Source organism: Falsiroseomonas bella, from assembly GCF_003173615.1.
GTDB classification, from domain to species: domain Bacteria; phylum Pseudomonadota; class Alphaproteobacteria; order Acetobacterales; family Acetobacteraceae; genus Falsiroseomonas; species Falsiroseomonas bella.
The window spans coordinates 575,900-595,661 of sequence record NZ_QGNA01000002.1; the positions used below are offsets into that span (position 1 = coordinate 575,900).

Genomic DNA, 19,762 nt, shown 5'->3' on the forward strand with positions numbered 1-19,762 from the left:
CATCTGCGGCCGGCCTGGGGAGTTGAGCGGGGTATGTCGGGACGGATCTTGGTGTTCGGCGCAACCGGCGGGATCGGCGGCGCGCTGGCGCGGCGGCTGGCCGCGCGCGGGGCGGCGCCATTCCTGGTGGCGCGGGATGCGGCGAGACTGCAGGCGCTGGCGGACGAGCTTGGCGCCGGCTGGCAGGCGGCGGATGTGACGGACGCCGCGGCCCTGCGCAGCGCGGTGGCGGCGGCAGGCAGCCCGCTGGCGGGGCTGGCCTTCTGCGTCGGCTCGATCCTGCTCAAGCCGCTGGCACGCCTTACCGAGGCGGATTTCGCCGAAACCTTCCGGCTGAACGCCCTGGCGCCCGCGCTGGCCGTGCAGGCCGCGCAGCCTGCCCTGGCGGCGGGTCGCGGCAGCGTGGTGCTGTTCTCCTCCGTCGCGGCGCGCCGCGGTTTCCCGAACCACGCCGCGATCGGCGCGGCCAAGGCGGCGGTCGAGGGGCTGGCGGTGTCGCTGGCGGCGGAACTCGCCCCCAACGTCCGGGTGAACGTCGTCGCGCCGAGCCTGACGAAAACGCAACTCGCGGAGCCCTTGACCCGCAGCCCGCAGATGGCAGAGGCCATCGCGAAGCAGCACCCGATGCAGCGCCTCGGCGAGGCGGAGGATGCGGCTGCCCTGGCGGACTTCCTGCTCTCCGACGCGGCGGGCTGGATGACCGGCCAGGTGATCGGGGTGGATGGCGGGCGCGGGGCGCTGGCCGGGAAGGGATGAGCGAATGCTGCTGCGCCGTGCACTGTTCGGGCTTGCGCTGCTGCCGCTGCTGGACGACCGGGCGCTGGCCGCGCCGGCCGACCTCGCCTTCAAGGTGATCCGGGAGGGGCGGGAGGTCGGCACGCATCGCGTGACCTTCCGCGACGATGGCGGGCTGCTGCGCGCCCGCAGCCAGGTGCGCATCGCCATCACCCTCGCGGGCTTCACGGTGTTCCGATACAGCCACGAGACCGAGGAAGCCTGGCAAGGCGAGCGGCTGGTCGGGCTGGCCAGCCGCCTGGATCGCAACGGGCGGCAGAGCGGCTGCGAGGTGCGCGCGGAAGGCGACGGGCTACGCCTGCGTGGCTCCGCCGGTGACGTCCTGCTGCCGGCCGCGGCGGCCCCCCTGACCTGGTGGCGCGCGGCGAGCTTCGCGCCCGGCGTTCCGCTGTTCGACCCGCGCGAGGGGCGCCCGGTGGAGCCGCGGTTGGAACGGCGGCCGGAAGCGGGCGGGCAGCGCGTGACGCTGGTCGGCGGGGAGGGGGCGGTGATCCTCTACGACGGCCGCGGCGCCTGGGTGGGGTTCGAGACCACCGGCGAGGATGGCAGCGCGATCCGGTATGCGCGGGGGTAGCGCCCGCGCCCGCCGGGAGGCTTCCGGGCCGGCCCTGCGTGTCGTCCTCGGCGACCAATGCTCCGACACGCTCAGCGCGCTGGACGGCATGGGCGCCGAAGACGTCGTGCTGATGGCGGAGGTGCGGGCGGAGTGCACCTATGTCCGCCACCACAAGCAGAAGATCGCGCTGGTGCTCTCCGCGATGCGTCACTTCGCGGCGCGGCTGCGCGCCCGCGGCCTGCGCGTGGACTACGTGACGCTCGACGATGCCGCCAACACGCAGACCCTGGCCGGCGAGGTGGCGCGCGCGGCGACGCGGCACGGCGCAACGCGGATCGTCTGCACCCATCCCGGCGAGTGGCGCGTGCTGCAGGACATGCGGGGCTGGGAGGCGGCGACGGGCCTGCCGGTGGAGATGCGGGAGGATACCCGCTTCCTCTGCACGCTCGACCGCTTCCGCGCCTGGGCAGGCACGCGCAAGCAGCTGCGCATGGAATTCTTCTACCGCGAGATGCGGCGCGAGAGCGGCATCCTGATGGAGGCGCCGGACCAGCCGACGGGCGGGCAGTGGAACTTCGACCACGACAACCGCGCGGCACTGCCGAAGGGCATGGTGCCGCCGAAGCCGCGGCGCTTTCCGCCCGACGCCGTGACGCGGGATGTCATGGCGCTGGTCGCGCGCGCATTCCCCGACCATTTCGGCGCGCTCGACGCCTTCGCCTGGCCGGTGACGGCCGAGGACGCGGAGGCCGCGCTCGAGGATTTCGTCGCGCATCGGCTGCCCGATTTCGGCAGCTACCAGGACGCGATGGCGGAAGGCGAGCCCACGCTGTTCCACGCGCTGATCGGCGCGGCGCTGAATGTCGGCATCCTCGATCCGCGCGAGGCCTGCGCGGCGGCGGAGCGGGCGTATCGCCGTGGCGATGCGCCGCTGAACGCGGTGGAGGGGTTCGTGCGGCAGATTCTCGGCTGGCGGGAATATGTGCGCGGCATCTACTGGCTGCGGATGCCGGCCTATCGCGAGACCAATGCGCTGGAGGCGCGCCGGAAACTGCCCTGGTTCTACTGGTCGGGCGAGACGGAGATGGCCTGCCTGCGCGCCGCCATCGGCCAGACCCGTGACCTCGCCTATGCGCATCACATCCAGCGGCTGATGGTGACGGGCAATTTCGCACTGCTCGCCGGGCTCGATCCGGCCGAGGTGAACGAGTGGTACATGGTCGTCTATGCCGACGCCTATGAATGGGTGGAGCTGCCCAACACGCATGGCATGGCACTGCATGCCGATGGCGGGGTGATGGCGTCGAAGCCCTATGCGGCGAGCGGCGCCTACATCAACCGCATGTCGGACCATTGCCGCGGCTGCGCCTTCGACGTGAAGGCGGCGACGGGCGCGCGCGCGTGCCCGTTCAACTTCCTCTACTGGGATTTCATCGCGCGCCATGCGGAGCGGCTGGCGCGCAACCCCCGCATGGCGATGCCGCTGCGTACGCTGGCGAAGATGGACCCGGTGAAGGTCCGCGCGATGCGCGACCAGGCACGCGCCTTCCTCGACGGGCTGGACGCGGGGGCGGAGCCGGCGGGAGCGCAGGCGCGGCTGTTGTAGGCGCAATCCATTCGGCTCAGTCGGTCGCGCCCCCACCCCGACCCTCCCCCGCACGCGGGGGAGGGAGAATGAGGGTCAGCCCCGTGCGCGGCGCTGCTCGGGGTGCAGCGCCGCGCCCAGGATGTGCGCGCTTTTCCCGATCACATGCGCCGCGCCGCCGACGATCAGCGGATCGGGCGTGTGCACCACCGCGGCGTCCTTGCCCGGATAGGGCAGCACATCCAGGAAGTGGCGCATCGCCTCCAGCCGGGCGCGGCGCTTGTCGTTCGACTTCACGATGGTCCAGGGCGCGTCGGCGGTGTCGGTGTAGAAGAACATCGCCTCCTTCGCCTCGGTGTAGTCGTCCCACTTGTCGAGGCTCGCCTTGTCGATCGGCGAGAGCTTCCACTGCTTCAGCGGATCGGTCCCGCGCGATTCGAAGCGGCGCAGCTGCTCGTCGCGCGTCACGCTGAACCAGAACTTGAACAGCCGGATGCCGCTGCGCACCAGCATGCGTTCCAGGTCGGGCGCCTGGCGCATGAATTCGAGGTAGTCGGTGGGCGAGCAGAAGCCCATCACGCGCTCCACGCCCGCGCGGTTGTACCAGGAGCGGTCGAAGAAGACCATTTCGCCGCCCGCGGGCAGGTGCTCCACATAGCGCTGGAAATACCATTGCGTGCGCTCGCGCTCCGAAGGCTTCTCCAGCGCGACGACGCGCGCCCCGCGCGGATTGAGATGCTCCATGAAGCGCTTGATCGTGCCGCCCTTGCCCGCGGCGTCGCGGCCCTCGAACAGGATCACCACGCGCTCGCCGGCGGCTTTCACCCAGGCCTGCGCCTTCAGCAGCTCGACCTGCAGCGGCGTGACGCGCTGGAGGTATTCCTTTTCCGTCAGCCGCGTGGCGTAGGGATACTCGCCCGTCTCGAAGCTGCGCCGCACCGCTTCCGGATCGTGGCGGAGCGCCGCGGCGCGCGGCGGGCGTGTCAGCTCGGCCGCGGCGCCGCCGATGCTGCGCGCGCCCTCCGGCGCCGTCTCGGGGCTGGCGGCGGGGGCCGGCGGGCGGGCGATATCGTCTGGCATGGACGCCTCCGGTCGGTTGCGACCGGCGCAGTCTGCACCCGGCGCGGGTGCCTCGGGCTGATCCATGTCAATCCGATGACAGTTTCTGACCGCGCCGCGTCAGGCCCAGGAGGGCAGGTCGATCCAGGCCAGATGCCCGCCCTTGCCAGCGCCGCAATCGAGGAAGACGCACCGGCCGCCCAGCAGCCCGTCGGTGACATAGGGACGGCCATCGGTGGACCGCCGCTCATGGCCGCAGACCACCAGCATGTCGCGCGGGATCCGGTCCACCCAGTCATGCAGCCGCTCCGGCGAGCCGTCCGGCCGCGTCCGGCCGGTGACCTGACCGTAGATGGCGCGGGTGACGAGCCCGGCGGGGCGCGTCGCGCCGGCATCGGGGGGCGGGGCGGCGTGCAGCATGCCGGGATGGAAGCCGCCATGGACGAAGACGCGGCCGCCGTCGCGGATCCAGGCCGGGGCGCGGGCGATCTCGGCGATGGCGCGGGCCTTCAGCGCCTCCCCGTCCGGTGCTGCGTCGAGCTGCGTGAGCGTGCGGCCGAGGCCCTCGGCCTGGATACGGACGGGTGATCCGATCAACGCCCGGCGCAGCTTGTGGTCGTGGTTCCCCAGCAGGAACAGGCCCTGGCCGGCATCCATCAGCGCGAACATCCGGCGCAGCACGCCGGGGCTGTCCGGTCCGTGGTCGGTGAGGTCGCCGAGCTGCAGGACGAACATGTCCTGGGCCAGGGCGCCTTCGACCGCTGCGCCGAAGGCCTCGGCCTCGCCATGCACGTCGGCCACCACGCGCAGCCCGGCGAAGCCGCGCCAGACATGGCCGGGCGGCCCGCTCACGCCGCGTCCGCGCTGTCCGGGCGGAGCGCGGCGAGCGCCGCAAGCGCCCGCGCCCGCCCCTCGGCCGCGTCCACGACGGGCCGGGGATAGTCGTGCCCGAGCCGCAGGCCGGCGGCGGCGAGCACCGGCGCCGGGGCTTCCCAGGGGCGGTGGATGAAGGCGTCGGGCAGCCTCGCGAGCTCCGGCACCCAGCGGCGCACATAGGCGCCCGCGGGGTCGAACTTCTCGCCCTGCAGCACGGGGTTGAACACGCGGAAATAGGGCGCGGCGTCGGTGCCGCAGCCCGCCACCCACTGCCAGGAGGCGCTGTTGGAGGCGAGGTCGGCGTCGAGCAGCGTGTCCCAGAACCAGGCGGCGCCGTCGCGCCAGGGCTGCAGCAGGTGCTTCACCAGCAGGCTCGCCGCCACCATGCGCACGCGGTTGTGCATCCAGCCGCTGCGCCAGAGCTGGCGCATGCCGGCATCCACGATGGGATAGCCGGTGCGGCCCTGCTGCCAGGCCGCCAGCAGCGGCGCATGCGGCTGCCAGGGAAATTTTTCGTAGGCCGGCCTGAGGCAGCGCTCCGGCAGCTCGGGCCGGTGCCAGAGCAGGTGATACGAGAATTCCCGCCAGAGGATCTCCTTCAGGAAGGTCTCCGCGCCGCTGCCCTGCGCCGCCTGGCTTGCGGCATTCCAGACTTGCCGCGCAGAAACCTCGCCCCAGCGGAGATGCGGCGACAGGCCGGAGGATCCCTCGACGCCGGGCAGGTTGCGCGCTGCGTCGTAGCGGGCGATCGGGCCGGCGGCGAAGCGGGCGAGGCGTGCCTGGGCCCCGGCCTCGCCGGGCTGCCAATGGGCGGGGAACCCCGCGGCCCAGTCGGGCTCGCCGGCGACGGGGTAGAGGCCGAGGCTGTCCAGCGTCTCCCCGCCCGCGGGCGGCTCGGCGCCCGGGATGGCGGCGGGAGCGGGCAGGGGCATTCCAGGCTCGCCCGCCGCCAGCATGGCCTTCGCGAAGGGGGTGTAGACGGCATATGGCTTCCCGCTGCCGGAACCGAAGCCATGCGGCTCCCGCAGCACGACCGTGGTGTGCAGCCGCAGCGCCCGGCCGGCATCCTGCAGCGCCTCATGCACGCGGCGCGACTGGTCCCGCGCCCAGGGCTCGACGGCGCGCCCGGCATGGACGGTGGCGGCGCCAAGGCCGGCCGCAAGCGCCGGCAGGATGGTCTCGGCACGGCCCTTGGCGAGCAGCAGCGGCGCGCCGCGGCCGGCGAGGCTTTCGGCAAGGGAGGCGAGGCTCTGCCTGAGCCACCAGCGGCTCGCCCCACCATAGGCCTGGGCGCCCGCCGCCCCGTCGTCCAGCACGAAGACCGGCAGCACGCGCCCGCCCCCCTCCAGCGCCGCAGCCAGGGCGGCATGGTCGGCGAGGCGGAGGTCGTGGCGGAACCAGAGAAGCTGAGTCGTCATGCCGGGGAATGTGGGGCGGCGGCGCCGGAACGGGAGCATCCGGCGACGACGGCGCTGAACCAATCCGCCGGGGCGGCGTTTCCAGCGCGTTCGGACGGGCCTGCAACGAGGCTGGCAGGCCCCCGCAACCCATCAACTGATAAGGATGATGACATGACCTCCCTGAAGAGGCGTGGGTTCCTCGCGTTCGGCTCCCTTGCCGCCGGCTCGCTGGCCGCCCCCGCCGCCTTGCGCGCCCAGCCGCAATCCGCGCGCACGCTCGCCGACACCCTGGCCGCCGACACGCGCTTCTCGCGGTTCCTGGACCTGATCGTCCGGCTGAGCGCGCAGTCGCTGTTCCAGCAGGCGGCGCCCATGACAGTGTTCGCGCCGGTGGACCAGGCATTCATGGGCGCCCCGGCCGGCCTGCTGCAGGACCTGGTGGGCACCGTCGGCTCGGGCAACACGACCAATGACTCCGAGAACCAGCGCGGGCTGGCGCTGATCCGCAACCACATGGTCGCCGGCGCCTTCTCGCCGCAGCAGCTGGCCGGCAACGACCGGCGGCTGGCGAGCGTGAATGGCGGCGACCTGCAGATCTCCGGCGCGCCCGGCAGCCTGACGATCCGCAACCCCGCTCCGGGCACTCAGATCGGTGCCTTCGGCGCGGCCGGCATGCAGGCCGCGCTGCCGGCGCAGGTGCTTGGCAGCCCGGTGCTGGCCAGCAACGGGGTGATCTACCCGATCAGCCAGATCATCTGGCCGTGACGGCGTGGCGATGGCCTGGCGGCGGCGCCGTCAGGCCATCGCGCCCGCCGCATGCCGCAGCGGGCCGGTCGGGAAGCTGAACAGGCGGCCGCTGCCGAGCAGGAAGGCTCGGCCCCCGCGCGGAAAAAGCCGCGCGATCGCCGGATCGGCGATGTCGAGCCCGCCGGTGTAGGCGCCGAAGGCCGGCAGCAGCAGGCGCTTCGCGTCGGCGACGAAGCAGGGCCGCGTCACGCCGCCGGCTCGCGTCGGCATGGTGGCCTTCGGGTGGAAATGGCCCGAAAGCTCGCCCGTGGCGCCGGGCTGCGCGACGTGCCGGAAGACCAGCCGCTCCAGCCGCCATTCCGCGACCGCGATGCCCGGCAGCCCCACCGGCGGCGCCGGATCGTGGTTGCCCAGCACCCAGACCACCTCGATCCCGCCGAGAAGGCGCAGCAGCAGCGCGGCGTCGCCTGGCGAAAGGCGCGTGCAGCCCGTCGCGTCATGAAAACTGTCGCCGAGCAGCACCAGGCGCTGCGGCCGCCAGCGCCGAAGCGCGAGGCCGAGGCGCTCAAGCGTCTCCTTCGTGTCGTAGGGCGGCAGCATCGCGCCGCGCGCGGCGAAGTGGCTGCCCTTCTCGAGATGCAGGTCGGACACCGCCAGCAGCTTCTGGGCGGGCCAGGCGACATGGCCGGCGGGATCGAGCATCAGGCGCTCGCCGGCGAGGTGGATGGGCGCGGCGATCATGAGGTGGGCGTGGCCAGGCCTTTCGGGGCTTTCCAGGGTAGCCGGCGGCGATTGTCGCGGGCGCGGTCGCGCGGGCGACGTACACGGTCGCGATCGCCGCGGGCGGGGATGTGGTCTGTCAGCTCGGCGAGCGTCTCGCTGAAGAGTTCCGCGCCCTCCGTCACCTCCTCGACCATCGCGGCGGCTTCGGCAAGCAGCGCGTCCTCGGCGCCGCCGGCGACCCATTCGCGGCCCTTCTCGATCAGCGAAGGCACGGCGAGCGGGGAGACGCGGTCCAGCGCGCGATGGATGATGCCGCCCCGCCGCGCGCGTTCCAGCACGAGCCCGATGCGCGCCACGTCGGTCAGGCCCGTGGCGGCTTCCTGCCGCGTGGCGCGCAGCAGGATGTGCTGCGGCTCGTGCTTGCGCAGCACGTCGTAGATCAGGTCGGCCGACATCGTCATCTGGCGCCTGGATTTCTCCTGGTTCGGATGGTTCTTCTCGATCAGGCCCGCGACGATGGCGATGTTCCGGAAGCTGCGGCGAAGCATGGAGGAATCGGCCATCCATTCCTCCAGCTCCTCGCCCAGCAGATCCTCCTCGAACAGGCGCTCGACCCCGGTGGGCTCGAAGGCGGACCAGGCGGCCATCACGTAGTCGGTGGCGAGATAGCCGAGCGGCGCCATGCCGAGGCGTTCCATGCGCTTCGTCACCAGCATCCCCAACGTCTGGTGAGCCAGCTTCCCCTCGAAGCCATAGGCCAGCAGGAAAAACTTGCCGCCGCGGGGGAAGGTCTCGACCAGCAGCCCGTCCTTCGGCGGCAGGGTGGAGAGGTGGCGCTGCAGGCGCAGCCATTCCTGCACCGGCTCCGGCAGGTGCTTCCACGCCTTGGGATCGGCGAGGATGCCGCGCACGCGGGCGGCGAGCCAGGTGGAGAGCGGCATGCGGCTGCCGCCATAGACGGGCACGCGCGGCTCCCCGCCGCTCGCGCGCGAGCAGAGCGCGACGAGGCCGTCCAGCCCTTCGAAGCGCAGGAGCTGGCCCGCGAAGATGAAGGCATCGCCGGGGGTCAGGGACGAGACGAACCATTCCTCGACCTCGCCCAGCACCGGCCCGCCGCGTAGCCGCACCTTCAGCATCGGCAGGTCCACGATGGTGCCGAGGTTCATCCGCAGCTGCCGTGCGACCGCGTTGGAGCGCACATGCACGCGGCCTTCGGCATCGCGGAACAGGCGGCGGAAGCGGTCGTAGTTGCTGAGCGCGTAGCCGCCATCCTCGACGAAGCGCAACGCATCGTCGAAGTTTTCGCGCGTCAGCATCGAATAGGGCGCGGCGCGCCTGACCTCGGCATAGAGATCGTCCGGCAGGAAGGGCCCGGCGACGGCAACGGCCAAAATGTGCTGGCAGAGGACGTCGAGGCCGCCGGGGCGGGGCGGGTCGCCGTCCAGTTCCTGCGCGCCGATCGCCTGGCGCGCGGCGATGCACTCCACCACCTCGAAGCGGTTGGCGGGGACGAGCACGGCGCGGGAGGGCTCGTCCATGCGGTGATTGGCCCGGCCGATGCGCTGCAGCAGCCGCGCGACGCCCTTGGGCGCGCCGACCTGCACCACCTGGTCCACCGCGCCCCAGTCGATGCCGAGATCGAGCGAGGCGGTCGCGACCACGGCGCGCAGCTTCCCCGCCGCCATCGCGGCTTCCACCTTGCGCCGCTGCTCGACGGTGAGCGAGCCGTGGTGCAAGCCGATCGGCAGGTTGTCGTCGTTGAGCCGCCACAGCGCCTGGAAACACAGCTCGGCCTGGGCGCGGGTGTTGACGAAGACGATGGTGACGCCGGCTTCGCGGATGCGGCGATAGACCTCCGGCATGGTGACGAGGCCCATCTCGCCGCCCCAGGGCAGGCGGCCCTCGGGCAGCAGCAGGTCGATCTGCGGCTCCGCGCCGCCCGCGCCGACCACCAGCGCCACGTCATCCGGGCGCGCGGTGGTGGAGAGATAGGCGCGCAGCGGATCGGGATGCGCGACGGTGGCGGAAAGCCCGACGCGCCGCATGCCGGGCACCAGCGTGGCGAGACGCGCGAGGCCGAGGGCGAGCTGGTCGCCGCGCTTGGTGCCGGCGAGGGCGTGGATCTCGTCCACCACGACTGCGCCGAGGCCGGCGAACAGCTCCGGCGCATCCTCGAGCGTCAGCAGCAGGGCGAGGGATTCCGGCGTGGTCAGCAGGATCTGCGGCGGGTCCTGGCGCTGTCGGGCGCGGCGATTGGCGGGCGTGTCCCCGGTGCGCGTCTCGATCCGCAGGCCGAGCCCCATCTGCTCGACCGGCGTCATCAGGTTGCGCGCGATGTCCACCGCGAGCGCCTTGAGCGGCGAGACATAGAGGGTGTGCAGGCCGGGTCGCGGCCTGGCGTGCAGGTCCACCAGGCTCGGCAGGAAGCCGGCAAGCGTCTTGCCGCCGCCGGTCGGCGCGATCAGCAGCGCGCTCTCGCCGCGGCGTGCGGCATCGAGCAGCGCAAGCTGGTGCGGCCGCGGCGCCCAGCCGCGCCCGGCGAACCAGCCGGCAAAAGGTTCCGGCAATGTTCCCATACGGCGGCGAATATGGCGCCGCTTTCGCCAGCCGGGAAGGGCGGGTCAGCCCGCCGTCGCCGCGCGGTCCAGCAGCGTCTCGGCCAGGCGGCGCAACGCGGGCAGCGCGTCCGGCGCGATCTCGAGGTCGTTGCCGCGGTTGTTCGCCACCACCCAGGACTCGCCCACCTGGTCCACCACGGCGATGGCGTAGGGGAAGCCGCGGAACATGGCGATGTCGGCATAGCTGCGGGAGCGGCGGATGTACTGGGTGCTGGTGATCTCCAGCATGGCCGTGCCGGGGCGGCAGAAGATGGCGTTGGTCAGGCCGGCGCCATGCACGCCGACGACCAGCCGCGCCTCCGCCATCAGGCGCATCTGTTCCTCGACCTTCATGCCGGTGAAGCGCACCGATTCGAGGCCGAGCGGCGCGAAGGCCTCGAGCAGCGCGTCCTCGTTCACCAGGCACCGGTTGTCCACGTCGCGGCGGGAGACCAGCAGGGCGCGGCCCGGCCCGCGCGGCATGGCCGCGACCTCGGCCGCGATGCGCTCCAGGAAGACGGCGGTGGTCGGCTTGACGCGGGTGAAGGTCTGCCCGACGCCGCGCCAGTCCAGGAAGAAGAGGCCCTGGTCCATGTCGAAGCGGGGCTTCTCCATGGCCTGCACCAGGGGCAGGAGATCGGGGAAGAAGCGGGCGATCGACTCCATCACGAAGGGCTGGGGCGCCGGCTGGCTGATGACGATGCGGTCGAGCGGGCCGAGGCCGAGGCGGCGATAGGCCGCCAGCGCCTCCAGCCGCGGCAGCGATTCCGTCATCCAGTGGAAGTAGTTGCGGAAACCGGGGGTGTGGATCAGGGCCGTGGCGCCCGGCAGGCGTGGCAGCTTGCCGCGGGCGCGCAGCAGGTCGAAGGGCGGCGCCGTCTCGCGCATCGTCTCGAAGCGGTTGTGGTGGACCGAGCCCGGCACCAGGTGCCCGCCGGCCCAGATGGCGCCGCCGTTCATCGCGGCGTCCACCGCGCGCAGCAGCGGGTCGGGCTTCAGCGGCACCGGCGCGGCGTATTGCTGCGCCATGAAGCGGCTGTCGGCGGCGAAGGCGGCCGCGCCGGAGAAGGGCGGGTGCTCCTCCTCGCGGCGGCGCAGATCCACCAGGGGAAAGGGGCGGCGCTGCAGGGTCCGGGCAGCCGGCTGCAGGCCGGGAAGGACCTCTTCCACCGCCAGGCCGCGCAGGGCGGCGGCTGCTCCGTCAGTCATGCGTGGGGCGAGCCCGCCTCCGCCGCGCGATCATGCCGCCTCGATCAACCACGGCCCCGGCTTACCAGCGCGGCCGGCCCGCGGGAAGCCGAGCGCGGTTGATGCGCCATGCCCGCGCCCCACATCGTGCCGGCGAGCCGAGATGACAGCCCCCCACCCCGCCAGCTGGATGCGCGTGACGCCGCAGGGCCTCTACTGCGAGCCGGGCGACTTCTTCGTGGACCCGCCGCGGGCCGTGCCGCGGGCGGTGATCACGCATGGCCATTCCGACCATGCCCGCCCCGACCACGGCGCGGTGCTGGCGACGCCCGAGACCCTGGCGATCATGCGCGCGCGGCTCGGCGAGGATCGCGCTGGGCGCGTGCAGCAGGCGCTGGCGCCGGGCGAGGCCATCACGCGCAACGGCGTCGGCATCCGGCTGGTGCCGGCCGGCCATGTGCTGGGCTCGGCGCAGGTCGTGCTGGACTGGCAAGGCAGCCGCATCGTGATCTCCGGCGATTACAAGCGCCGTCGCGACCCGAGCTGCGCGGCCTTCGAGCCGGTGCCCTGCGACGTCTTCGTCACCGAGGCCACCTTCGCCCTGCCGGTGTTCCGCCACCCCCCCGCCGAGCAGGAGGTCGCCCGGCTGCTGGAGAGCGTGCGGCTGTTCCCGGACCGCGCGCATCTGATCGGCGTCTATGCGCTGGGCAAGTGCCAGCGGCTGATCCGGCTGCTGCGGGAAGCCGGCTGGGACCGGCCGATCTGGCTGCATGGCGGGCTGATGGCGCTCTGCGCGCTGTATGAGGAGCTGGGCGCGAAGCTCGGCGACCTCCGGCCTGTGCCGATGGAGCGCAAGCGCGGCGCCAGCGGGCAGCTGGCGGGCGAGATCGTGCTGGCGCCCTCGGGCGCCGAGGCGACGCCCTGGGTGCGGCGCCTGGCCGAGCCGGTGGTCTGCGCCGCCTCCGGCTGGATGCGGGTGCGGCAGCGGGCGAAGGCGAAGGGGGTGGAACTGCCGCTGATCGTCTCCGACCACGCCGACTGGGCGGAACTGCTGCAAACCGCGGAGGAAGTGCAGGCGCCCGAGATCTGGGTGACGCATGGGCGGGAGGATGCGCTGTGCCATGCCCTGGCGCAGCGCGGCGTGCGCGGCCGCGCGCTGCACCTGGTCGGTCGCGGCGAGGAGGACGAGGAGCCCGAGGCCGCGCCTGCCGCGGCGGACGGCGCATGAGCCTGCCCGCCTTCGCGTCGCTCCTGGAGCGGCTCGTCTTCACGCCGGGCCGCAACGCCAAGCTCTCTCTGCTGCGCCAGTATTTTGCTTCGTCGCCGGACCCGGATCGGGGCATCGGGCTGGCGGCGCTGACCGGGGAACTCACGCTCCGCGCGGCAAAGCCCGCGCTGGTGCGCGACCTGGTTGCGGAGCGCACCGACCCGACGCTGCTGGCGCTCAGCCACGACTATGTCGGCGATTTCGCCGAGACGGTCGCGCTGATCTGGCCGCAGCGGGAGGGCGTGAACGCGCCGCCGCCGGGCCTCGCCGAAGTGGTCGAATGCATGGAGGTGACGCCCAAGGCGGAGCTGCCGGCGATGATCGCGGGCTGGCTCGACACGCTGGATGCCAATGGGCGCTTCGCGCTGATCAAGCTCGTCACCGGCGGGCTTCGCGTCGGCGTCTCCGCCCGCCTCGCCAAGACCGCGCTCGCCGAGTGGTCCGGGCAGGAGGTGGATGCAATCGAGGAGGTCTGGCACGGGCTGGAGCCGCCCTATCGTCCGCTGTTTGCCTGGCTGGAAGGGCAGGGACCGCGGCCCGATCCGCGCGACGCGCCGGTCTTCCGCCCGCTGATGCTGGCGCATCCGCTGGAGGAGGCGGATCTCGGCACGCTCGACCCCGCGACGCATCGCGCGGAGTGGAAATGGGACGGCATCCGCGTGCAGCTCTCGGCGACCGCGGGAGGCCAGCGCATCTGGTCTCGCGGGGCGGAGGACATCTCGGGCAGCTTCCCCGAGATCGTCGAGGCGATGGATTTCCGGGCCGTCGTGGATGGCGAGCTGCTGGTGATGCGCGACGGGGAGGTCGCGCCTTTCGCGGACCTGCAGCAGCGGCTGAACCGCAAGCTCGTCTCGGCGCGGATGATGGCGCAATACCCTGTGGCGGTGCGGCTCTACGACATGCTGTTCGAGGGCGAGGAGGATCTGCGCACGTTGCCCTTCGATGCGCGCCGTGCGCGGCTCGAGGACTGGTTCGCGCGCACGCGGCCCGCGCGCATGGACCTCTCCGAGATGGTGCCCTTCGACAGCGTGCCGCAACTTGAGGAAATCCGGGCCGGTGCGCGGGAGGCGGCGATCGAGGGGCTGATGATCAAGCGCGCCGACAGCGCCTATGTCGCCGGGCGCGTGAAGGGGCTGTGGTGGAAGTGGAAGCGCGCGCCGCTCAGCGTGGATGCGGTGCTGATGTATGCGCAGCGCGGCCACGGCAAGCGCAGCAGCTACTATTCCGACTACACCTTCGGCCTGTGGCGGCCGGACGGGCAGGGCGGCGAGGAGCTGGTGCCGGTCGGCAAGGCCTATTCCGGCTACACCGACCAGGAGCTGCTCTGGCTGGATCGCTGGATCCGCAACAACACCACGGCGCGCTTCGGTCCGGTGCGGGAGGTGGAGAAGGGGCTGGTGATGGAGGTGGAGTTCGATGCGGCGCAGCGCAGCACGCGCCACAAATCGGGCGTCGCGCTGCGCTTCCCGCGCATCGCCCGCATCCGGCGCGACAAGCCGGCGGCGGAGGCCGACCGGCTCGACACGCTGGAGCGGATGATCGTCGGCGCGGCGGAGGAATAGGGCGCCGCGCCCACGGTTCAGGCCGGCTTCGCGCCGCTCTCGGCGATGGCCGCGTGTGCCGAGGCCAGCGCCTCGCGGATCTTCGCTTCCTTCGTCTCGTCGAAGGAGCTGCGCATCAGCGTGCCGCCCGAGCCTTCGAGCGCCGGCAGCACCTTGTCCGCCGTGACCTTGCGGATCAGCAGGAACAGCGCGGCGTTGCCGGCGTGCAGCTCCTTCGCCACGTCCTTCATGAATTGGTCGTTGATGCCGACATCGGTGAGCTTGCCGCTGAGCGCGCCTGAAGCCGCGCCGATCGCCGCACCGGCCAGCGGCATCAGGAAGATCAGCCCGATCAGCGTGCCCCAGAGCGTGCCGCCCGCGGCGCCGGCGAGCGTCGGGCTGAACAGCTGGTTCAGCTTCACCTCGCCATTCGGCTGCTTCACCGCGACCACCGCGTCGCCGAGCTCGATCAGGTATTCGCGCTGCAGGCCGATCAGCTTGCTGCGCATGTCCTCGGCCTGCTTCTCGGTCGGGAAACTGATGACCACAAGGTCCGCCATGTCCTGCCTCCTCTTGCCGCGCGGGCAGCGCGGCTGCCGGCAGCAAAGCACGGCCGGCGGCGGCGGCGCAGGCCCGGCTGCATCCAAATTGTGCGGAGCGTCCCTTTCGCGGCGCGGCGGTTGGCGGCGGTTGGCGGCGCGCGCCGGCGCGCATTAGGCTTGCGCGCCCCAAGGCTGCGCCGGGGCAGAGCTGGGGAGGCACGGGAGCATGAGCGAGGTCGGGGCAGAGACGCAGCGGCCGGCCGCGCCCGCGCCGCCAGCCATGGCCGAGCCGGCCGCGTCCAACTGGCGCCGCACCGCGCTGGTGCATCTGGCCATGGTGGTCGCGGCGCTGCTCGGCATCGCCTACACCAGCCTGGCGCGCCCCGCGGCGGACCAGCCGGGCGGCGGCGTGTTCTGGGTGTGGATCGCCCTGGTGCCGGCCTATTTCGCGGCCTGCCTCTGGCATGGCTGGGCCCGCGCATCGGCAGAGCGCATGCGCACCCGGCTGGTCGTCACCCAGGCGCTGCACTGGCTGGCCTTCCTCGTCGCCATGTACGTGATGCTCACGCCCGAGGTCCGGGGCGTGCTCAACGACAACGCGGTCGGGCTGATGCTGCTGAGCCTGCTGGCGATGGGAACCTTCGTGGCCGGCGTGCATGCCTGGTCGGCGGCGATCTGCGCCACGGGCGTGCTGCTGGCGCTCGCGATCCCGGTGATCGCCTGGCTGGACGAGAACGTCGTGCTGCTGCTGGTCGGGCTCAGCCTGGTGGTGCTGGTCGGCGGCGCCGTCCTCTACTACCGGCGGCTGCGCCCGGCGCATTGACCCGCGCCCTTCGCGGTGGTGCCCTCCCGGCGCCACAGCGAGGAAGCGCGCCATGCCCATCGTCCCGAACCAGGTCCGCAAGCGCCTCGAGGAGGGCGGGCTCGCGCTCGGCTTCGGCGTGCACAACCTGCGCGGCAGCGCCGTCGGCATGATCGCGGCGGCCAGCGGCTTCGACTGGCTGTTCATCGACATGGAGCACGGCGCGATGAGCGTGGACGACGCCACGCGCATCTCCATCGCCGCGCTGAGCCAGGGCGTCACGCCGATCGTGCGCGTCTGCAAGGATGCGCTGTCGGAGGGCACGCGCTGCCTGGACAACGGTGCGATGGGCGTGGTGGTGCCGCATGTGGACACGCCGGAGGAGGCGCGGGCGGTGGTGCAGGCCTACCGCTTCCCGCCCACGGGCATGCGCAGCTGGGGTGGCCCGCCCTTCGCCTATGGCCTGGCGGCGGTGGACCCGGCCAAGGCCCAGGCCGAGCTCAATGCCGAGATCCTGGTCGTCTGCATGGTGGAAACGCCCGAATCGGTTGCGAATGCCGATGCCATCGCCGCCGTGCCGGGGGTGGACGTGCTGCTGATCGGCACTTCCGATTTGACGGCGACCATGGGCATCGCCGGCCAGTTCGGCCACCCGGATGTGCGCCGCGCCTATGAGACCGTCGCCGCCGCCTGCGCGAAGCATGGCAAGGTGATGGGCATGGGCGGCGTCTATGACGAGAAGGTCGCGCCCGACTACATCCGGCTCGGTGCCCGCTTCATCCTCTCGGGCTCCGACCACGCCTTCCTCATGGCCGGCGCCACCGCGCGCGCGAAATTCCTGCGCGGCCTCGGATAGCGGGTCAGCCGGCCAGCGCGCGCAGCAGCGTGGAGCCGGGGTTGCTCGGCTCGAACAGGTGCAGGCCGAGCTCCTCGGCCAGCGCCTCGCAGGCCAGCAGGCCGCGGAGCGGGTTGCCCGCGGCATCGAGCCGCGGGCTGAACACGCCGATGCCGAGCTGGCGGTTCACCACTGCCAGCAGGCCGCCGCCGACGCCGCTCTTCGCCGGCACGCCGACGCGGCAGGCCCAGTCGCCGGCGCCGTCATAGAGGCCGCAGGTGAACATGACGGAGAGCGTGTCCCGCACCGCCTCCACCCCGAACACCTCGGCGCCGGTCACCGGGTTGGTGCCGACATTGGCGAGCGTCGCGCCCATCAGCGCCAGGTCGCGCGCGGTGACGGAAAGCGAGCACTGGCGGAAATAGATGTCCACCGCTTCCTCCGCCGCCACGCCGAACACGCCGGCGCCGTGCAGCAGATGCGCGAGCGCGCGGTTGCGGTGCCCCGTCGCCGCTTCCGAGTGATAGACCGCCTGGTCGAGCGTCAGCGGCCGGCCGGCGGCGCGCGAAAGACGGTCCTGCAGGGTGGGGAAGGCCTGGGCGCCGAGCGCATCGCCGAGCAGCCCCGCCACGGCGATCGCGCCGGCATTCACCATGGGGTTGAAGGGGCGGCTGCGCGCCGGGTCCAGCACCAGGGCGTTGAAGGCTTCCGCCATCGGCTGCACGCCCACCGCGCGCCGCACCGCGGCCTGGCCCAGCAGGTCCAGTGCCAGCGCGTAGCCGTAGGGCTTCGAGACGGACTGGATGGTGAAAGGATGGGCGGTGTCGCCGACCTCCTCGACCTTGCCCTCGTTGGTGGCGACCGCGAGGCCGAACAGGTCGGGCGGCACGACGGCGAGGGCCGGGATGTAGTTCGCCACGGCGCCGTCCTGCACCGAGGCAAGCCGGGCATGGGTCTGCGCCAGGATCTGCTGCAGCTGGGTCTGGGCGGGGTGGCGGTCAGGCATGCGCATCGCGGCTTCCTTGTCTGGAACCGTGCGCGTTTCTCCCTGGTCCCTGCGTAGCCGAGCGAAGCCCGTCAACGCAATCGGTAGCGGGTGCGGCTGGGCCACTTGCGAACGGTTCTCATTTGCGATAAGTCACCGCAACAGCGCTCAGGAGACCGCCATGACCCACACGAACTCAGCCCCGCCCGCCTCGCGCCCGACCGCCCTCGGCCGCCGGGCGCTGCTCGGGGCCGCCGGCGCCGGGCTGTTCCTGCCCAGGCTCGGGCAGGCGCAGGACCGCACGCTCGCGATCTATTCCTCCCGCCACTACGACACGGACCGCGAGCTCTATGACGGCTTCACCCGGCAGAGCGGCGTCCGCGTCCGGCTGATCGAGGCGAATGTGGACCAGTTGCTGGAGCGCATCCGTGCCGAGGGCGCGAACAGCCCCGCCGATGTGCTCGTGACCGTGGATGCGGGCCGCCTGGCGCGGGCGAAGGACGCGGGCGTGCTGCTGCCGATCCGCTCCACCACCCTGGATTCGCGCATCCCGGCCCATCTCCGCGACCCGGAGGGCGCCTGGTTCGGCTTCTCCGTCCGCGCCCGCGTCGTGATGTACGACAAGGCGAAGGGCCTGCCGGCCGGCCTCGCCCGCTACGAGGACCTGGCGAAGCCCGATTTCCGCGGCATGGTCTCCACGCGCTCCTCCTCCAACATCTATTCCATCGGCTGGACGGCCAGCATGATCGCGGCGAACGGGCCGGAGGCGACCGAGGCCTGGGCCCGCGGGATCGCGGCCAATCTCTCCCGCCCGCCGCAGGGCGGCGACAGCGACCAGATCCGCGCCGTGGCGGCCGGGCAGGGGCGGCTTGCGATCTCCAACACCTACTATCTCGGCCTGCTGCACCGCTCGGCCCGCGCGGAGGACCGCGCGATCGCGGACCGCATGGCGGTGCTGTTCCCCAACCAGGGCGACCGGGGCACGCATGTGAACATCTCGGGCGCCGGCGTGGTGCGCACCGCGCCGAACAGGGAGGCGGCGCAGGCCTTCCTGGAATACCTCTCCTCGCCGCCGGCCCAGGCCATCTTCGCGGATGGCAACATGGAGTATCCGGTGGTCGCCGATGCGCAGCCGCATGCCTTCCTGCGCAGCCTGGGCAATTTCCGCCAGGACCCGCTGAACGCGGCGCGCATGGCGGAGCTGAGCCCGGAGGCGCTGCGCATCATGCAGCGCGCCGGCTGGCGCTGAGCGGGAGGCGGAGCATTCCTGCTCCGCCCCTTCGTCAGCCCCAGTTCCAGGGCGACGGCACGAAGGAAAAACCCTGGCCTCGGCTCTCGACATGACCGAGGCCTGGCCAGGGGAAGTGATAGCCCAGCACCTGCAGGCGCTCAGTCGCGGCCATGTCCAGCACGCGCCTGCGCGTGGCGGCGGCCATGGCGGGATCGGCGTCGAAGCCGAAGGGCCAGTCGGGACGCTGCAGCGCCAGCACCGAATGGTTGGCGACGTCGCCCATCACCAGCAGGCGCTGCCCCTCGCTCTCGATGTGGAAGCTGACATGGCCGAGGGTGTGGCCATGCGTCGGCACGGCGCGGATGCCGGGCACCACCTCGCCGGCCGGCGCGAGCGTGGCGAAGCGTGCGCGGCGGGGCAGCACCACCTCCCGCGTACCGGCGACGAGGGTGCGCAGCGGCTCCGGCAGGGAGAGGTTGGACTCGGCGGTCCAGAACTCGATGTCCGCGCCCGTCATCAGGAAGCGCGCATTGGGGAAGACATCGGCGCCCGAGGCGTCGGCGATGCCCCAGCTGTGGTCGGCATGCGCATGGGTGAAGGCGACCACGTCCACCTCCGCCGGGCCGATGCCGGCAGCGGCGAGGGACTGCGGCAGGCGGCCGGTGCCGGGGCCGAAGGCCGGCTTCGGGCCGACACCCGCGTCGAGCAGCACCAGCTCGCGCCCGGTGTTCACGACCAGGCAGTTCACGAAGGTCGGCAGGCGGTCGGTCGGCAGGAAGGCGGCGCGGAGCGCCGCGGTGACCTCGGCCTCCGTCGCGACATTGCCGCCGAAGGTCGGGTGGGGCGGTGCGAGGTTGATCGCGCCGTCCGAGATCACCGTGCATTCGAAGGCGCCCAGCTTGAAGCGGTACCAGCCCGCCACCTGGCCGCCGCGCATCGGCGCCGCGGCATGGGCCGGCATGGCGCTCGCCCCCAGCAGGGCCAGGCCGGCGCCGAGCGCCGATCGTCGCGTGAGCATGAGTCTCTCCCGTTG

At 72.4% G+C, this 19,762-nt stretch carries 18 protein-coding genes; 9 read left to right on the forward strand and 9 right to left on the reverse strand.

The genetic code is table 11. From position 1 onward, the window contains the following. Positions 1–33 precede the first annotated feature (33 nt). From DFH01_RS10995 to DFH01_RS11005, 3 genes are read left to right on the forward strand one after another with little or no spacing between them, the layout of a single operon-like run. Positions 34–756 carry an SDR family NAD(P)-dependent oxidoreductase gene (locus DFH01_RS10995; protein ID WP_109870470.1) on the forward strand — a complete coding sequence of 241 codons (723 nt, stop codon included), beginning with the start codon at positions 34–36 and terminating at the stop codon, positions 754–756. 4 nt (positions 757–760) lie between these two features. Continuing rightward, complete coding sequence (locus DFH01_RS11000; protein ID WP_109870471.1) at positions 761–1,369, forward strand: DUF6134 family protein; 609 nt, start codon at positions 761–763, stop codon at positions 1,367–1,369. Then, positions 1,356–2,957: a cryptochrome/photolyase family protein gene (locus DFH01_RS11005; protein ID WP_109870472.1), complete on the forward strand. Its 1,602-nt coding sequence runs from the start codon at positions 1,356–1,358 to the stop codon at positions 2,955–2,957. The genes DFH01_RS11000 and DFH01_RS11005 overlap by 14 nt, the downstream gene beginning before the upstream one ends. Positions 2,958–3,032: 75 nt before the next feature. Here the strand turns inward: DFH01_RS11005 and ppk2 are convergent, their stop codons facing one another. The 3 genes from ppk2 to DFH01_RS11020 all read right to left on the reverse strand — a co-directional run bounded on the left by ppk2 (position 3,033) and on the right by DFH01_RS11020 (position 6,289). Beyond that, the gene (gene ppk2, locus DFH01_RS11010) at positions 3,033–4,016 is read right to left on the reverse strand and encodes a polyphosphate kinase 2 (protein WP_109870473.1); all 984 of its coding nucleotides are present in this window, start codon (positions 4,014–4,016) and stop codon (positions 3,033–3,035) included. A 99-nt stretch (positions 4,017–4,115) separates the two neighbouring features. Beyond that, on the reverse strand, positions 4,116–4,847 hold the full coding sequence (locus tag DFH01_RS11015) for a metallophosphoesterase (protein WP_109870474.1): 732 nt from the start codon (positions 4,845–4,847) through the stop codon (positions 4,116–4,118). Then, positions 4,844–6,289 carry a cryptochrome/photolyase family protein gene (locus DFH01_RS11020; protein WP_109870475.1) on the reverse strand — a complete coding sequence of 482 codons (1,446 nt, stop codon included), beginning with the start codon at positions 6,287–6,289 and terminating at the stop codon, positions 4,844–4,846. Before DFH01_RS11020 ends, DFH01_RS11015 begins: the two co-directional genes overlap by 4 nt. Before the next feature lie 153 nt (positions 6,290–6,442). Here DFH01_RS11020 and DFH01_RS11025 point away from each other — a divergent pair, with 153 nt between their 5' ends. Then, entirely contained in the window at positions 6,443–7,036 is a 594-nt protein-coding gene (locus DFH01_RS11025) for a fasciclin domain-containing protein (RefSeq protein ID WP_158287716.1), read from the forward strand. Between the two features lie 30 nt (positions 7,037–7,066). Here the strand turns inward: DFH01_RS11025 and pdeM are convergent, their stop codons facing one another. Genes pdeM through DFH01_RS11040 form a run of 3 tightly spaced genes read right to left on the reverse strand, consistent with a single transcriptional unit; the run spans position 7,067 to position 11,547 of the window. Next, the gene (pdeM, locus tag DFH01_RS11030) at positions 7,067–7,759 is read right to left on the reverse strand and encodes a ligase-associated DNA damage response endonuclease PdeM (RefSeq protein WP_109870477.1); all 693 of its coding nucleotides are present in this window, start codon (positions 7,757–7,759) and stop codon (positions 7,067–7,069) included. Continuing rightward, entirely contained in the window at positions 7,756–10,317 is a 2,562-nt protein-coding gene (locus DFH01_RS11035) for a ligase-associated DNA damage response DEXH box helicase (protein ID WP_109870478.1), read from the reverse strand. Before DFH01_RS11035 ends, pdeM begins: the two co-directional genes overlap by 4 nt. Before the next feature lie 45 nt (positions 10,318–10,362). Continuing rightward, a complete protein-coding gene (locus tag DFH01_RS11040; protein WP_109870479.1) occupies positions 10,363–11,547 on the reverse strand; it encodes a glycosyltransferase family 61 protein in 1,185 nt (394 codons plus the stop codon). 142 nt (positions 11,548–11,689) lie between these two features. Between DFH01_RS11040 and DFH01_RS11045 the strand changes: the two genes are divergently transcribed. Together DFH01_RS11045 and DFH01_RS11050 are read left to right on the forward strand one after the other, a co-directional pair. Continuing rightward, positions 11,690–12,754 (forward strand): ligase-associated DNA damage response exonuclease, encoded by a 1,065-nt coding sequence (locus tag DFH01_RS11045; protein ID WP_233256065.1) that lies wholly within the window; start codon positions 11,690–11,692, stop codon positions 12,752–12,754. Further along, positions 12,751–14,355 carry a cisplatin damage response ATP-dependent DNA ligase gene (locus DFH01_RS11050; RefSeq protein WP_233256066.1) on the forward strand — a complete coding sequence of 535 codons (1,605 nt, stop codon included), beginning with the start codon at positions 12,751–12,753 and terminating at the stop codon, positions 14,353–14,355. Before DFH01_RS11045 ends, DFH01_RS11050 begins: the two co-directional genes overlap by 4 nt. 17 nt (positions 14,356–14,372) lie before the next feature. Here DFH01_RS11050 and DFH01_RS11055 read toward each other — a convergent pair whose 3' ends face one another. Further along, a complete protein-coding gene (locus DFH01_RS11055; RefSeq protein WP_109870481.1) occupies positions 14,373–14,894 on the reverse strand; it encodes a DUF1269 domain-containing protein in 522 nt (173 codons plus the stop codon). Between the two features lie 208 nt (positions 14,895–15,102). On the opposite strand from DFH01_RS11055, the gene DFH01_RS11060 reads away from it, so the two are divergent. Continuing rightward, positions 15,103–15,699 (forward strand): hypothetical protein, encoded by a 597-nt coding sequence (locus DFH01_RS11060; RefSeq protein ID WP_109870482.1) that lies wholly within the window; start codon positions 15,103–15,105, stop codon positions 15,697–15,699. 52 nt (positions 15,700–15,751) lie between these two features. Further along, positions 15,752–16,534: an HpcH/HpaI aldolase family protein gene (locus DFH01_RS11065; RefSeq protein ID WP_109870483.1), complete on the forward strand. Its 783-nt coding sequence runs from the start codon at positions 15,752–15,754 to the stop codon at positions 16,532–16,534. A 4-nt stretch (positions 16,535–16,538) separates the two neighbouring features. On the opposite strand, the gene glsA is transcribed toward DFH01_RS11065, so the two are convergent. Further along, complete coding sequence (gene glsA, locus DFH01_RS11070; RefSeq protein WP_109870484.1) at positions 16,539–17,525, reverse strand: glutaminase A; 987 nt, start codon at positions 17,523–17,525, stop codon at positions 16,539–16,541. Positions 17,526–17,679: 154 nt separating this feature from the next. Between glsA and DFH01_RS11075 the strand changes: the two genes are divergently transcribed. Then, the gene (locus DFH01_RS11075) at positions 17,680–18,747 is read left to right on the forward strand and encodes a Fe(3+) ABC transporter substrate-binding protein (protein WP_109870485.1); all 1,068 of its coding nucleotides are present in this window, start codon (positions 17,680–17,682) and stop codon (positions 18,745–18,747) included. A gap of 34 nt (positions 18,748–18,781) precedes the next feature. Here DFH01_RS11075 and DFH01_RS11080 read toward each other — a convergent pair whose 3' ends face one another. Further along, positions 18,782–19,747, reverse strand: coding sequence for an MBL fold metallo-hydrolase (locus tag DFH01_RS11080; RefSeq protein ID WP_109870486.1), 966 nt, complete (start codon positions 19,745–19,747; stop codon positions 18,782–18,784). Positions 19,748–19,762 lie beyond the last annotated feature (15 nt).

Excerpts from the sequence above, each read along its gene's own strand:
- DFH01_RS11035 (WP_109870478.1), bottom strand. The coding sequence starts at position 10,317 with ATGGGAACATTGCCGGAACCTTTTGCCGGCTGGTTCGCCGGGCGCGGC.
- pdeM (WP_109870477.1), bottom strand. The coding sequence starts at position 7,759 with ATGATCGCCGCGCCCATCCACCTCGCCGGCGAGCGCCTGATGCTCGAT.
- DFH01_RS11045 (WP_233256065.1), top strand. The coding sequence starts at position 11,690 with ATGACAGCCCCCCACCCCGCCAGCTGGATGCGCGTGACGCCGCAGGGC.
- DFH01_RS11080 (WP_109870486.1), bottom strand. The coding sequence starts at position 19,747 with ATGCTCACGCGACGATCGGCGCTCGGCGCCGGCCTGGCCCTGCTGGGG.
- DFH01_RS11060 (WP_109870482.1), top strand. The coding sequence starts at position 15,103 with ATGAGCGAGGTCGGGGCAGAGACGCAGCGGCCGGCCGCGCCCGCGCCG.
- DFH01_RS11020 (WP_109870475.1), bottom strand. The coding sequence starts at position 6,289 with ATGACGACTCAGCTTCTCTGGTTCCGCCACGACCTCCGCCTCGCCGAC.
- DFH01_RS11005 (WP_109870472.1), top strand. The coding sequence starts at position 1,356 with ATGCGCGGGGGTAGCGCCCGCGCCCGCCGGGAGGCTTCCGGGCCGGCC.
- DFH01_RS11075 (WP_109870485.1), top strand. The coding sequence starts at position 17,680 with ATGACCCACACGAACTCAGCCCCGCCCGCCTCGCGCCCGACCGCCCTC.
- DFH01_RS11065 (WP_109870483.1), top strand. The coding sequence starts at position 15,752 with ATGCCCATCGTCCCGAACCAGGTCCGCAAGCGCCTCGAGGAGGGCGGG.
- glsA (WP_109870484.1), bottom strand. The coding sequence starts at position 17,525 with ATGCGCATGCCTGACCGCCACCCCGCCCAGACCCAGCTGCAGCAGATC.
- DFH01_RS11000 (WP_109870471.1), top strand. The coding sequence starts at position 761 with ATGCTGCTGCGCCGTGCACTGTTCGGGCTTGCGCTGCTGCCGCTGCTG.
- DFH01_RS11040 (WP_109870479.1), bottom strand. The coding sequence starts at position 11,547 with ATGACTGACGGAGCAGCCGCCGCCCTGCGCGGCCTGGCGGTGGAAGAG.
- DFH01_RS10995 (WP_109870470.1), top strand. The coding sequence starts at position 34 with ATGTCGGGACGGATCTTGGTGTTCGGCGCAACCGGCGGGATCGGCGGC.
- ppk2 (WP_109870473.1), bottom strand. The coding sequence starts at position 4,016 with ATGCCAGACGATATCGCCCGCCCGCCGGCCCCCGCCGCCAGCCCCGAG.
- DFH01_RS11050 (WP_233256066.1), top strand. The coding sequence starts at position 12,751 with ATGAGCCTGCCCGCCTTCGCGTCGCTCCTGGAGCGGCTCGTCTTCACG.
- DFH01_RS11025 (WP_158287716.1), top strand. The coding sequence starts at position 6,443 with ATGACCTCCCTGAAGAGGCGTGGGTTCCTCGCGTTCGGCTCCCTTGCC.
- DFH01_RS11055 (WP_109870481.1), bottom strand. The coding sequence starts at position 14,894 with ATGGCGGACCTTGTGGTCATCAGTTTCCCGACCGAGAAGCAGGCCGAG.